Genomic DNA, 12,276 nt, shown 5'->3' on the forward strand with positions numbered 1-12,276 from the left:
TTTGGTCTCCGATGTCTCAGCTGCAGCGCTCCCCCGAGCCGGGGGTGTGGCTCGTCTTCGACCGCAGCAGACGAATCGCGATTGTGCGCGTGGTCGAGGTGCAGGGGCGGAAGCTGCTGCGCTCGGTGACGTTCCACGACGATCCGGCTCAGCGGCAACTAATCGGCTATTTTCCCGAGGACGGGATGAAGCTCGCAGTGGAATGCACCTGGGCGGAGTACGTCAAGCACACCGGTCCCTCGACGAGCAACCGGAAGTGAGGACTATCGCGCTCGGCCCTCATCACCTTCGGCCACAGGAATGTCCCCGTGTACCGTTGGCATAAACGGGGGATCGAAAATGCTCCCACCAGCCAGCGTTGACCGGCGACGGGGCGAGCTCCCCGCGTGAGGGGCGTTGTCGGAACTGGCGGGACGCTCACCTATCAGGGAAGGCCGCGGTTGCGGACTCTGTCGGGGCATGACGTTTCTCCTTTGAGAACGAAGACGGACTCCATGAGACAAATGTCTAGATGGACCGTAAGTCATCTTCGGGCGCGCCCCCGGGAGCGAGTCCGGAAAGTGATTCACCCCTCCCCCGGATGCTGGGATCGTGGCACGCGGTCGATCACCGTCAAGGGCGCTGCGCGTCGCGACGCGATGCGGCGTTGCCGCACCCTGGACCGTGCTCTCCCTTGCGCAAGATCGGCATGTATCCGGTGCGAGCAGCTGATGTGGTGATGCTCGAGAACGAAGGAAGGGACCGGCCCCGTGGGCACGGTCCCTTCTCAGCGCGTGTCAGGCGGTCTTGGAGACCGTCTGGGCCTCGGGGTCGACGCCGAATCTGCGGATGTAGGTCTGGCGGATCTCTTGAAGCTGTGCGCGCTCGCGCTCGCGATCGCTGATCGGGTCGGCCTCGCCTGCCGCGATGCGGCGCTGGAGGCTGCCCTTGTGCGATGTCACGAAGCGTCCGGTGAAGGACGAGCGGGAATGCCGAGCCATCTGATCACCTTCCTTCTCGGTCTATTTTCCGTCGCGATTGCGGGCGTGTCTACGGCGGCTGGGCGTTGAAGGTTCTTGATCGTGCGGTAGATCATCTTGCCTTCGGTGGGGGTCGCGTCCTCGAGCAGGGCCTGGAGGGCGTCGTTTGCAACCTCGCGATCTTCCTGGTCATCGGATGCGGCCAGCCCTAGGGCCCATTGCGCGCGGTTCCACCACTGTTCGCGCGCGGCGTTCTCGCGGGCGATTTTGGTTGAGCGGATGGCGGGAGTGAAGGCGATGACGGCGGCGATGACAGCGAAGACGCCGGCCATCGGGGGCCCGCTCAGAATCGCGCGCCAGAGAGCTTCGTCGATGACAACGGGTGTGGTCAGCGCTGGGTAGGGCGGGAAGGCGCTGCGAAGGCCGTACCCGACACCCCCGCTTGCGAGGATGATCCCGGCCAGCGCCCAGCCGCGCCGCGCTCGAACGCTCACGTCATACCCCCATTGGACGCCCCTGGGGCAGTTCGCGGGCCTTGACGGGCGGGAACGGCTTGCCGTCGTTGTACTTGGCCTCGAGGCGCTCGACCTCTTTCATCGCGGCAGCGTTGAGGAATTGCGAGAGGTTGCGGAACCCTTCTTGCGCGAACGTGTGAAGGATCGCACCGCGGATGCGGTCGGTGTCTTCAAGCTCCTGGTAGAACGACACCTTCGGCGGGTACTTGGTGCGCTTCTTCGGCGCGGGCGCCTCGGCCGCGGGCGCCGCCTCGGCGGTCTTCTCCACGGGGGCGGCGGCGGGCGCCGGCTGTGGGGTCTCAGCGGGCTGATCGTCCTCGAGGCGCCCGACGAGGGAGGAGAGGGTTTTGCGTGCCATGGGAGATCCCCTATCTCTTTCCGTTGGCCCAGAGGCTCGTGAGCTCCAGGGCGAGGTCTTTGTAGTCGTCGATGGCGTTGGCGGTGGCTCGGCTGCGGGGGTAGGTGGTGACCACTTCCCCGGTCAGCGGTGCGTCCGTGTGCATGACGTATTCGCGGATGACGCTGCGGAAGCGTGGGAGGTGCATCTCGTCGAGGAGTTCGAGGGCGTCGTCTTTGCGCAAGGATCGCGCTTCACACGGCTCACCAGGACTCGGTAGGGCAGGTTCCGCGGCTCGATCAGCTGGCGAATGACGCGAACTGCGGGCTTCACGCTCATGGTCGCGGGTTCCATGGGCAGGATGACGAAATCGCTGTTGTCGAGGACCGCGCCGAGAACGTCGGTGTCCCGCAAGCTTCCCGGGGTGTCGACGACGATCACGTCGTACTCGTTGGTGCGCCGTAGACCGGCGAGGACTTGGGGGTCTGACTCGGTAGCGAAGTCGAAGGGCACATTGTCCCCTCCCGCCTCCGCCCAATCGGTCGCGCTGCGCTGCGGGTCGACGTCGACGACGAGCACGCGGGCATGATCTGACAGCACTGCGGCGAGGTTCATGACGGTCGTCGTCTTACCGACGCCGCCCTTCTGCCCGACGACGGCGAGGATGCGAAGAGTCATCTGGGGCACCTTCCCTGTAACGGTAGTCCGCCGGTCTCGGTGGTGACCAGCTCTCCAAGTCGTGGTGGAGGTCGAGGCCGAGATCGATCGGGATGTACCGTCCCTTCCACTCCCCCTCCACCCGCAACGTGATGTCCAGCTCCGTCCAGCGGGCTCCAATGTCGTAGAGCGTGCTGGAGTCGCTCAGGCCAAGGTCGCGAAGGGCGCCGAGGGCGGCTCGATATGGCGCTGGTCGCTTGTTTTCCACCGCTATCCCAATGCCGGCGAGCGGGTTTCGATGTTAGGCGACAATTGAACAACTGTTGCGTAACATCGCGTCTACACAGACGTTCATCGACGCCAACATGAGCGGCACAACCATGTTGACCAGACGCTCATGTTAAATATGTCTTGTTTAACTGTTGGAGTTGGGTTGTATTCAAGAAACAAGACCTATGCATCACTTCGATGTCCAGGTTGCGCTGGAACAGAGCAACGCCTCGGCAACAGCTATTTGAAGGTCGATGTTTATGTATCTTCGGGACGGCGTTAGGGTATATGCGGGTAATGCTAATGTTTCGTAACTGTTACGTACACCAAACATCGCGGCAGCGGCGTGTCGCAAACGTACTCATCTTGTTGTGCCACTACGTTGGCGTTCGGGTTCGCTAACACCGCCGCGACACATAGGCGGGTGCACTGTTGACCCAACGTCTGTGTTTCGCATCGCCGGCGTAACAGTTACAGAACAAGCAGGGGAGTGGTCTCGTGAAAGTCATCGCAGTGTGCGGGCAGAAGGGCGGCATCGGCAAGACGTCGGTGTCGATGAATCTCGCCGCGGCCATGTCGAAGCACAGCAAGATCCTCGTCATGGATGTGGACCCGCAGGGTTCGACGATGTTCTGGGCGGAGACGGCGGATGACGTTGAAAACGAGCTCCCGTTCGATACCTCGCCGTCGACGGACCCCGAGGCACTCCGTCACCTGAAGAGCCTGAACGAGTACGACGCGATCATCGTCGATACCCCCGGCTCGCTGAGGGACGAGGATGTCCTGGGGGCCGTGCTCGACCTGGCTGACTTCGCTATCCTCCCGATCACGACGTCCACACTGGACTTCCCGGCGATAACTCGGACGTTGAACGAGTTCGTCATCCCTAGGGGAGTGCCTTACAAGCTCCTGCTGAACAAGGTCGACACCCGCCGCGGACAGAAGCGTCTGGACGGGTGGAAGCAGGCCATCGACGAGGGAGAGTTCGTCGCCGACCGCATCGGTGTACCACGGTTCAACCACCACATCCGTCTGTCGTCGACGGTGGAGGACATGCCGATGGAGGGCAAGGTCGTCACCCAGTACACGGATACCCGAGCGAACCAGAACGCGATCTTCGATTACACGGCGGTCGCGCTCGAGCTCACGGCGCAGTGGTACGAGGAAGCGAAGGCCAACTGATGGCAAAGATGGATCTGACCGCGCGGTTGAAGAACTCTGCGAAGCGTGCGCAGGATGTCACCGCGCAGGCGCACCTCGTGGCAGTTGAGGACTTGGTTGAGCCGCCTGTCACAGAAGCCCAACCGGATAGCTCGGCGCCCGCTGTCGAGCTGACGCAACCCGCCGAACCTTCGGCTGTCGCGACGGACGAAGCAGCTGGCAACGAGGCGACACCGGCACAGAAGCAGGTGTCCCGTCGGCGCCCGGCGCCCGCGGAGCCGCGCCGCGCGCCGGCTAGGCCGTCGACGACTCCGGACAACGTGGCGGGGGAGTCGGTGAAGGGTCTCGCCCTTGAGCTGCCGAAGTCTCTGAACGCCCGTCTCAACGCTCATCACACGCAGACAAAGATGAGCTTTGTGCTGACCGTGATGACGGCCGTCGAGGTGGCCTACCCCCGGCTGCAGGAGCTGATCGACAAGAAGCTCGGTCGTCATGACGAGCCGGCTCGAGTTTCACTGTTTGCAAAGCCGACACGGCAGAGAATCTCGCGCGACGAGGAGACCGAACGGCGGACAATCCGGATGAGCGCCGGCGGTCTTGAGGTGCTCGACGGACTGGTCGAGGAGTTCGCAGCGCCTTCGCGCACATTCCTGGTCATCGTTGCACTCGACACGTACCTCCCCGCCCAGGACTGACGTGCACGGCCCTGCGTCCGGGCCTCGGGGAGAACTCCTACCTGGCGCTCAGGACCGACCTCGCCGCATCCCAGACCATCGCAGCGCCTGAGACGTTCGAGGGGGCGGCCTGAGGCCTCGACTTGGCTCTGTCAATCGAGCCCACCTACGGAATCTGCAGCACGGCAACAGTCCACCGCGGCCACGACTCCAACCGGTCCTTCGTCGTATCAGGCCGCCAGGGCTAGTCCCTGCTCGAGGTAGCCGGCACGGACCAGCTCACGAGCCTTCCTGTGGTCTCGTCGCTTGGTGGGCCCTCGGGGGTACGCAGCATAGTCGGGCCGGTCGGACTCATTTGAGTAGGACTTCTTCCCTCTCCGGTGTTTCGCGCGTCGTTCCATCCAGGTAACCTCAGCACGCCACCATGCCCACACAAGGCGTTCCTCGTCGTATCTGGCGCGACGCTGCTCCAGGTAGCCGTCAACACCGCGTCCGCGGGCGACGAAGTCACGAGCGGTGGGGGAGAGGCGTCGCCATCCTCCAGGGGTCCTCTCGATTAGACCCGACGCGCTCAAATCGTCGACGCGGCGTCGGACGACGTCGGCATCCAGCCCTGTTCGATGGACGAGCTCGGCGAAGGTGGCGCTGCCCTCTGCCGGCGTGTGCTTGTAGATCAGTCCCGCGTTCCTGCCCATGCTGCGGGGTGCGGTGAAGACGTCGTGTGCGAACAGTTCCAGCCGGGTGCTGATCTCTCTGATGAGGGCTTGGGAGAGCGGGACGGCGTTGGCGATGGCGCGCATATGCGCTTGTGTCCGCTCTTGTACTGACTCCTCTGTGGAAAACCGGGTGTCGAGTCGGTAGCGCTTTGCGTGCACTCCTTCGGCCTCCGTCACGACGGCGAGCCAGCCGCCTGCGCCGTCTTCCCCGGTAAGGGCGCGGAGGGCACGGGAGACGGTGGTGCGCCCGTAGCCGGTGTCGGCGCTGAGCCGGCGTACGTCGGCTTCGACGGTGTGCTGGGAGCTCTGCAGCATGTACAGGCAGATGGCGTCCAGGACGACGCGCTGCGCGTGGGAGCCTTCGACCCGACTGTTGTGTGTCGCCCACATACCGGGGAGGGCGTCAGCGCGTGTGAGGGCGCGTTGCACGGCGGCGGCAACGCTCGCGGTGCGCTGGCGGTAATCCTCATCGTCGCCCGAAGCGCTGAGTGGGTGAGCGGCTACGAAGCGGACGGCGTACTCCCATGCAGCGGTCAGCACCTTGTCGATCTGGTGTTCGCTCCGCCGCTGGCGTGTGGCACCGACGCGCCGCGTGCGGGCGTGTTCGAGGCCCAGGGAACTGTGTACCTGCTCGCGAAGGTCCTGATAGCTCCAGCGGGCGTGTGCGGCGGCCGCGAGGATCCGCACCAGCGTGTGCGACGCGTCGGGACCGGCTTCGCTGTGCAGCACCAGGTCCATGGCCATCGACAGGGGCCGACGGCGGCCGCGGATCCGGGGCCTTCCGGCATCATCACGGACGACGTTGTGCAGGTCCTCGGTGGACGGGGCGGGCAATTCCGCGCCGAGGTCGACAAGCAGCGCATGCAGCTGGCCGGGGACGTCTTCGTCGGCCGCGTGGTCGGTAATCGCAGCCAGGTCACCCACCGGCGCCGAGTGCCCACCGGCGCGGTGGGGAGCGTAGGGCGGGCGGACGCAGCCCGCTTTGGGGTTCGTCAGCGGCGCGAGGTCAAGAGAGGGGAACAGGCTCCTGGTCAGGTAGGCGATGTCGCGGACGGCGTCAGCGTCAGCGGGCACGTCGAGGTGGACCCAGACGTGGCGTCCGCCGGTAGGACCGGACAGGCACAGCAGATGGGGGACATTGAGCTGCTCGAGCCAGTACGTGAAACGGTCTGCATCGCTCGCGGCGTCCCCGACGGATGCATCGAAGTCGAAGCAGAGGTAACGGAAGCGAAGGTCATCGTCGGCCAGGAACATCGCCCACGTCGTCGACGGCGGCGCCTCGTTGAGGGGCCAGAGCTTGTCGTAGGCGTTGAGTACCTCGCCGCTGGCGGCTCGGGCAGCCGCGCGGACGTCATCCCTGGGGGAGAGGCGGCGGGTAATCGCCCACACCTCGTCAAGGGAGTAGGGCGACACGCCGGTGGGGTCGACGAGCGTCAATGCTCGTGCGCGCCCCCGGATGGGGATTACCATGGCGACATCACCTCCTCGGAGGTACGACAAACGCCCCTCGCCAAGGGGTTGCAATCGAATACCTGCTCTCTCCGACTCCCAGTCGCCAAACCTTCGGTTGGAGTGAGTGAAGCTCTTGACTCCAGGCCCACGCGCTACGCCAATAGCGCGGAGGGCCTGATGTCATTTACGGGCGCGTCACATGACGAGCTCCTTCCATCACGGTGGGGGACGGCCGGCGGGACGCCGAGCCGAAAGTGCGGGCCCCATTGGTGAGACCGGTCTGGGTGCACGCCGTAGCGCGGTGGGGGAGAGGCATGTGGCCTCGATCCGCCGGAGTCGCCTGTGAGGGGCCGGGAGTGATGCTCGACCGGGCCATGCTGAGGGGATGTTCGCGTGACACGCCGACGTTGGTACGCGAATCCACCCCGCCGCGCGGGGTTTCGGTTAGCATGAGAGCACCTCCTGAGGAAGCTCGGGTGGGTTCCAGACTCTGGTTTGGTCGCTAAGGTCTGGCGAACTACATCGAGGGGCCCCGTCGTCTGACGGGGCTCCTTTTCGTTAGCTGGCGATCTGCGTCTGCGTCGGCAGCTCCCTCGAGGATGGGCGTACCAGGGCGAGCGGCGACACCGGCGCGACCTGATCGACTTGGGGGAATGGTTCGACGAGCAGCTCTTCGAGCATGTCGCCGGTCACTCCGGGCTGGGGTGCAAGCTCGGGCATACCGAGCTGGTGCGCCGCGAGATGAACGAGGTAGTCGCCGTAGCTCATGTGCAGCAGGTCCGCGTTCGCGCGAATGACCATGCCGAGTGGCTTAGCGGGCTTCGCCGTGATCTGGTCACGTTCGCCTTTGCTTGGTCGTCCCATGTGTCCAAGCATGCCCCGTGATTTCTTAGGCACCTACGATTGCCGTTCGGCGTGTCGAAACGTAGGTGCCTAGGAAATCTGCCCGCTTGAGGGCTATATGCCGGGGGTCGTGGCATTGCCACGAGGGGACCATTGGCGCCGAAATCCGCAAGCGCAGCCCGCCGGGGGAGCGGGGGCGCTCCTGTCACCCTCTCGCACTCCGCCCGCGTTGCGTTAACGCCGCCGCCGGCCGGGCGCGCCCGCGTTGCGCTCAGTTCCGTCCGCCGCTTACGAGCCCCACGACGCGGCGTCACGCCTCGCGGCCGCTACAACGCCGGCGACTTCTCCAGCGGCGAGGCGGTCGATGTGTCGCCGCTCCACTCCGTCCCCGCCGCGGAGGGGCGTGTTGAGCCACTGCGCCCATGTCCACGGGTCGTCGACGCCCTCCCCGAGGATGGGCAATACTTCGCTCAGACCCGGCACCAGCGCGCCGTTGCGCACCTGGAAGGCGGGGTAGAGCGTGCGCTGGTCGGAAGTGTCGAGGCGGAGGGCGCGGCGCTCACGGACGGCTTTGGAGAGGGCGGCACGCCCGACGCCGAGCTCTTTCTGAAGCCCACCGCTCGAGTAGCACGGGCCGACAATGTCCGCCCATGGGTTCTTGACGAGGCCGAGGCGGGCGACGATGTCGGCGGCTACGGTGTCGGGGGAGCCCAGCGCGCTGACCTTCGCCCCGTCGCGAATGAGGCGCTCGAGCCGGGCGCGTATAGCCTCGAGGAGCTCGTCGGTGGCCGCGTTCTCCCGTTGGTGTTCGTCTTGGTCGCTCGACACCGAACCCTCCCCGTCAACTCCGTCAACCCGTACGCTGGAGCGGGGGTGTCAACTTTGTCAACTCAGTATGCCGCGACAGGGGAGTAGCTTCCAACCTTCAACGTCGGGTCGAACCTCACCAAATACCCGCGGATACCAGCTCGCACCCATCCGAATGCCGGTATGGCGGCGCCGCAGCGAGTGTCGGGCCGCACCCCGTCAGACGATGTTCATACCTCCGGTGACCGGGGTGTTCGCGACGGTCCAGCCGAGCGCCCGGCACGCGTCTTCGCCGCTCAGATGGCGAGTCGCGGTGTGCCCGGCATGTGCGCTCGGTGCGCCGGCGTCGCCGAAGAGCGCGTAGGCGTCGGGGCTTCCCGTGGTGAATGCCGAGCCATAGAGGACGCCGTCGTAGCCTGCGTCCTCGAACGCCTGCGCCCACGCTTGCGGGATCGAGTAGTCCGACATGGTCGTCAGCTCGCGCACGATGCCGTGCTCGGCTGCGGCGACGTCGTTCACCGCAGCGCATCGGTGTTCGGTGGGCGCGCTGACGACGGAGACGACGAAGGAGTCAGCGAGGGCGCGCGACACCACGCCTTTCCGCGACACTCGACCACGGATCCTCTCTCGCACCGCCGTGTCCACGCTTAGTGCGGTGCAGCAGGTCCCACGGGCGCCGTGCAGGTTGAACCGCCCCTCCACGCCATTGTCGTAGTACCAGGCTCCGTGCGCTGTTCCGTGGGAGCGGTACATCGGAGCGCCCGCGGCCAGGGTGGCCTCCGGAAACGCGCTGAGGACTACCCCGGCCGGCGGGGCGCTCTGCGAGGCGGTCACGCGGCCCAGGCCGCTGCGTCGTGGCGCGCCTCGACGAGCACGGTCTCCAGATCCCCGTTGGCGAGGAGGTCGATGGCGCGCGGCTGGTCCTCGCCGTTCTCGTCCGCCAGGGGAGTGTTGAGCCACTGCGCCCACGTCCAGGGGTCGTCGATGCCGGACTGCAACACGGTGAGCACCTCTTTCAAGCCCGGCACGAGCTGTCGGTTGCGGACCTGGAAGGCGGGGTAGAGGTTGCGGCCATCGGCGGTCGGGAGCCGGAGTGCGCGAAACTCCTTCACGGCACGAGAAACCGCGCCGCGTTCGACGCCGAGCTCGCGCTGGAGGCTGCCGCTGGTGTAGCAGGGACCGACGATGTCTGCCCAGGGGCTCTTCGTCACACCGAGGCGGTCGACAATGTCCTGGATGACGGTCTCGGGCTTGGTGATCACGCTGACCTTCACGCCGCCGCGCACGAGCGCGTCGATCTTGCTGCCGAACAGGTCCTTCAGCAGGTTCGCGGCCTGCTCTTCCTGTCGCCGCTGCGGGTCTTCGGGTGCGAGAGTAGTCATCGTTCCTCCATGTGTACCATGTCTACCACTCAAGTATGCGCGTGTATGTCGACCATGTCTACCACCCCAATAGGCGAGTGCCGGTACACCATGACACCCAACGGAGGGGGAGAAGCGACCACCGGCAAGCGTCGGGAGCGCCGCGGTCAGACGCTGTGCCTCCGCGATGATCCGGGCGGCGAGGTCGATGAGCGGCTCGGCGATCTCGCGGGCGGCATGCCGGTGGGTGTCGTCATCACGTGAGGCGTAAGACGGCATCGCGTTGTGAAAAGCAGAGCCGGGTCGCGTCACCACCTCGCTCCAGCGCGTTCCGTTGAACCGCTCGACGAGGGCGCGCGACTGCTCAGCTTAGGCGTCTACCCGGACGGTAACGCGCAGCACGGACACCGGCTCGTTGACCGTGATGATCCGCACGAGCTCGTAGGACTGCCGAGTGCGGGAAAACGTCGTCTGGTCGATACTCATGCGTACCCACATGCGCGGTGGCGTCGGACCGTGAGGACCGCTCACACCCGGCAGTTTTTGCGGCAAGACGGTACCGAGCAAACGCCGGTAATCTACGTTATGTCAGTTTGCGAACATCGAGCCCGTCATTCAAAGACTCTCCGGGCCTACTACTCACATAAAACCTCTTCCATTCGTCGAGTTGTGACGTGGGCGGGTGGTATGAGGATGAGAGCAAAGAGGACCGCAGCCACACCGACGAACGCCCTGGCCGCGAGTAGTGCGACGCCGAGGACCCCGAAGACGATAACTGCGGACCACAGAATGATGCAGAGAATTGACGTCCAAGTCGGCCGCATCGTTCCCGTGGGGCCTGACCGTGCGATCAGACGTCCGCGTCCTCGTCCTCTTCGGGGTTGAAATTAGAGGCGGTGTCGGAGTGTCCTGCGGCGATTCCGTTCGGGTGGGGCGGGATGGTGCCGTCGCTGCCGAGGCCGCCAGACTTCTCAGTGCCGCTTTCTGAGGTGGGCACCTCGACGCCAGCCCCTTCGAAGGCGTCAGGGTTGGAGGAGAGCTGGGATGAGTCGCTGGTGTTGGAGGTCATGAGTCTTGTTCCTTGTTGGTGGTGCGGGATCTCAACGGCGCCGGAGGAGCGCCATCGCGGCAGCGATTGCAAGAGCGACTGCCCCGGTGGTGAGGATGGTCCGTCGCAGGTTTCGGCGGATGGTGATGCCTGCTCGCGTGGTTGCTGCGAGCACTATGTCGATGGCGTTTGTCGCTGGCTCTGACGTGGCGTCGACAGCCAGCGAGACTGTGTCGCCCACTTTCTCCGCTGCCCCGCGATTGTCACCCTGACCCGTGCAGGACCCGTTGTCGCGTCGCAACGCGTCGGTCGCGCGGTTCGTGTGGTCCTTCGCCGTCTTCGCGGCGTCTGCGTCTGAAGTGCTCACGAGACGAACCCTGAGCCAGCCGGTCGCTGAGTGAGACTTGGTGCCTTCTCGGCCGTCCCGGCCCAAGTCGATCCCAGGGGTGGTCGGCTAGGAACCGGGCGAGGTTTCGTGTGGCGTGACCGGGCGGTCGACGACGGGCGGCGGTGGGGAGGGGTCATCGCTTGGTGGCCATTTCGCCGTGCGCTCGCTCCTGCTCTTCCCAGTGCGTGGCGCTCAGCATGACACCTCCGGAGGAGTTCGCCTGGTTGGCGAGGAACTTGAGGTAGAGAGGGTTGAGGCGGTGCGGCTCGACTGTGTCATAAGAGAAGCGCATTTGGATCGCTGGCTGCAGCCACAGGGTGACGCGGCCGGTGTCCGCCCCAGCCGCGGGGGTCCAGGTCATCGTGAACGATTCCCCACGCCGCATCTTGGTCGCGATGACGACCTGCAGGTAGTTGAGAAGCCGGTCGTCCATGTGGAGGGGCTGGTGGTCAGTGCCGTAGAACAGCTGGCCCATTGAAGTCCTTCTGGTGCAGTAGAGGTCGCGTCAAGGTTGCGGCCGTGCCGCGGGAGCAATCTGGGTTGCTCTACAAGTAAGAGCACGCCACCAGCCATATCGTCACAAAAAAGGTGTGACAAAGTTGGGCGGTGACCTCAGACCGCGTCAGCGCAGCGTTGCTGGCCTCCGCAGACGAGACCCTCGTGGCTCGATGCGTCGCCGGTGACACCGCGGCCTTTGCTGTTCTGGTGCGCCGTCACTCGCCCCTCCTGCGCGTGCTCATCACCCGCATCGTGGGAAGCGCGACCGAGGCGGACGACGTCGTGCAAGATTCCTTCGTCATCGCGTGGCGAGAGATGGCGAACCTCCGCGACGGCTCCGCGGTCCGCGCCTGGCTCGTCCGCATCTGCACGCGACAGGCATACGCGCTGCTACGCAAGCGCCCCGCTGACCTCGAGCTCGCCGTCTCCGAGGCGGCACCCGCAACCGCAGGGCAGCCGGAGACACAGGCTGTCCGCAACGCACAGCTTCGCGCCCTAGGGCGCGTTGCTAAATCCTGTTCCGCAGGGGCGGGGCGATCCTTGAAGCGTGTCGCGAGATGTCATCACAGATGAGGCGTGGGAGCTGATCA

18 protein-coding genes are annotated in these 12,276 nt (G+C 65.4%); 5 read left to right on the plus strand and 13 right to left on the minus strand.

Features of this window, described 5'->3' with window-relative positions; all coding sequences use genetic code 11:
* Positions 1 to 11 precede the first annotated feature (11 nt).
* Positions 12 to 260 carry a hypothetical protein gene (locus tag FHS07_RS15910; protein ID WP_076677871.1) on the plus strand — a complete coding sequence of 83 codons (249 nt, stop codon included), beginning with the start codon at positions 12 to 14 and terminating at the stop codon, positions 258 to 260.
* Positions 261 to 776: 516 nt separating this feature from the next.
* On the opposite strand, the gene FHS07_RS15915 is transcribed toward FHS07_RS15910, so the two are convergent.
* The 5 genes from FHS07_RS15915 to FHS07_RS15930 are packed head-to-tail and all read right to left on the minus strand — an operon-like array spanning position 777 to position 2,489.
* Positions 777 to 941, minus strand: a complete 165-nt coding sequence (locus FHS07_RS15915) for a hypothetical protein (protein WP_183420879.1) — start codon at positions 939 to 941, stop codon at positions 777 to 779.
* Positions 938 to 1,453: a hypothetical protein gene (locus FHS07_RS15920; protein ID WP_183420880.1), complete on the minus strand. Its 516-nt coding sequence runs from the start codon at positions 1,451 to 1,453 to the stop codon at positions 938 to 940. The genes FHS07_RS15915 and FHS07_RS15920 overlap by 4 nt, the downstream gene beginning before the upstream one ends.
* 1 nt (position 1,454) lies before the next feature.
* Positions 1,455 to 1,832: a ParB family protein gene (locus FHS07_RS15925; RefSeq protein WP_076677875.1), complete on the minus strand. Its 378-nt coding sequence runs from the start codon at positions 1,830 to 1,832 to the stop codon at positions 1,455 to 1,457.
* 10 nt (positions 1,833 to 1,842) lie between these two features.
* The gene (locus FHS07_RS16735; protein ID WP_281369437.1) at positions 1,843 to 1,977 is read right to left on the minus strand and encodes a hypothetical protein; all 135 of its coding nucleotides are present in this window, start codon (positions 1,975 to 1,977) and stop codon (positions 1,843 to 1,845) included.
* The gene (locus FHS07_RS15930) at positions 1,956 to 2,489 is read right to left on the minus strand and encodes a ParA family protein (RefSeq protein ID WP_221189605.1); all 534 of its coding nucleotides are present in this window, start codon (positions 2,487 to 2,489) and stop codon (positions 1,956 to 1,958) included. The genes FHS07_RS16735 and FHS07_RS15930 overlap by 22 nt, the downstream gene beginning before the upstream one ends.
* Before the next feature lie 747 nt (positions 2,490 to 3,236).
* Here FHS07_RS15930 and FHS07_RS15935 point away from each other — a divergent pair.
* Positions 3,237 to 3,920: a ParA family protein gene (locus tag FHS07_RS15935; RefSeq protein ID WP_183420881.1), complete on the plus strand. Its 684-nt coding sequence runs from the start codon at positions 3,237 to 3,239 to the stop codon at positions 3,918 to 3,920.
* On the plus strand, positions 3,920 to 4,594 hold the full coding sequence (locus tag FHS07_RS15940) for a hypothetical protein (protein ID WP_183420882.1): 675 nt from the start codon (positions 3,920 to 3,922) through the stop codon (positions 4,592 to 4,594). Before FHS07_RS15935 ends, FHS07_RS15940 begins: the two co-directional genes overlap by 1 nt.
* A 209-nt stretch (positions 4,595 to 4,803) precedes the next feature.
* Here the strand turns inward: FHS07_RS15940 and FHS07_RS15945 are convergent, their stop codons facing one another.
* The 5 genes from FHS07_RS15945 to FHS07_RS15965 form a co-directional block, all read right to left on the minus strand.
* A complete protein-coding gene (locus FHS07_RS15945; protein ID WP_183420883.1) occupies positions 4,804 to 6,759 on the minus strand; it encodes a hypothetical protein in 1,956 nt (651 codons plus the stop codon).
* Between the two features lie 540 nt (positions 6,760 to 7,299).
* Complete coding sequence (locus FHS07_RS15950; RefSeq protein ID WP_183420884.1) at positions 7,300 to 7,542, minus strand: hypothetical protein; 243 nt, start codon at positions 7,540 to 7,542, stop codon at positions 7,300 to 7,302.
* A 330-nt stretch (positions 7,543 to 7,872) separates the two neighbouring features.
* Positions 7,873 to 8,412, minus strand: coding sequence for a hypothetical protein (locus tag FHS07_RS15955; RefSeq protein WP_183420885.1), 540 nt, complete (start codon positions 8,410 to 8,412; stop codon positions 7,873 to 7,875).
* A gap of 198 nt (positions 8,413 to 8,610) precedes the next feature.
* Entirely contained in the window at positions 8,611 to 9,144 is a 534-nt protein-coding gene (locus FHS07_RS15960; protein WP_246383730.1) for an RES family NAD+ phosphorylase, read from the minus strand.
* Between the two features lie 77 nt (positions 9,145 to 9,221).
* Positions 9,222 to 9,773 carry a hypothetical protein gene (locus tag FHS07_RS15965; protein ID WP_108317194.1) on the minus strand — a complete coding sequence of 184 codons (552 nt, stop codon included), beginning with the start codon at positions 9,771 to 9,773 and terminating at the stop codon, positions 9,222 to 9,224.
* 90 nt (positions 9,774 to 9,863) lie between these two features.
* On the opposite strand from FHS07_RS15965, the gene FHS07_RS15970 reads away from it, so the two are divergent.
* Positions 9,864 to 10,016, plus strand: coding sequence for a hypothetical protein (locus FHS07_RS15970; protein ID WP_183420887.1), 153 nt, complete (start codon positions 9,864 to 9,866; stop codon positions 10,014 to 10,016).
* A 586-nt stretch (positions 10,017 to 10,602) separates the two neighbouring features.
* Here the strand turns inward: FHS07_RS15970 and FHS07_RS15975 are convergent.
* From FHS07_RS15975 to FHS07_RS15985, 3 genes are all read right to left on the minus strand, one after another.
* Complete coding sequence (locus tag FHS07_RS15975) at positions 10,603 to 10,821, minus strand: hypothetical protein (protein ID WP_183420895.1); 219 nt, start codon at positions 10,819 to 10,821, stop codon at positions 10,603 to 10,605.
* 31 nt (positions 10,822 to 10,852) lie between these two features.
* Complete coding sequence (locus tag FHS07_RS15980) at positions 10,853 to 11,167, minus strand: hypothetical protein (protein WP_183420888.1); 315 nt, start codon at positions 11,165 to 11,167, stop codon at positions 10,853 to 10,855.
* Positions 11,168 to 11,321: 154 nt separating this feature from the next.
* Positions 11,322 to 11,663 (minus strand): DUF7882 family protein, encoded by a 342-nt coding sequence (locus tag FHS07_RS15985; protein ID WP_183420889.1) that lies wholly within the window; start codon positions 11,661 to 11,663, stop codon positions 11,322 to 11,324.
* 131 nt (positions 11,664 to 11,794) lie between these two features.
* On the opposite strand from FHS07_RS15985, the gene FHS07_RS15990 reads away from it, so the two are divergent.
* Positions 11,795 to 12,259 carry a sigma factor gene (locus FHS07_RS15990; protein ID WP_183420890.1) on the plus strand — a complete coding sequence of 155 codons (465 nt, stop codon included), beginning with the start codon at positions 11,795 to 11,797 and terminating at the stop codon, positions 12,257 to 12,259.
* The last annotated feature ends 17 nt before the right edge of the window (positions 12,260 to 12,276 follow it).

Source organism: Microbacterium proteolyticum, from assembly GCF_014192415.1.
In the GTDB taxonomy this organism is placed as follows: domain Bacteria; phylum Actinomycetota; class Actinomycetes; order Actinomycetales; family Microbacteriaceae; genus Microbacterium; species Microbacterium proteolyticum.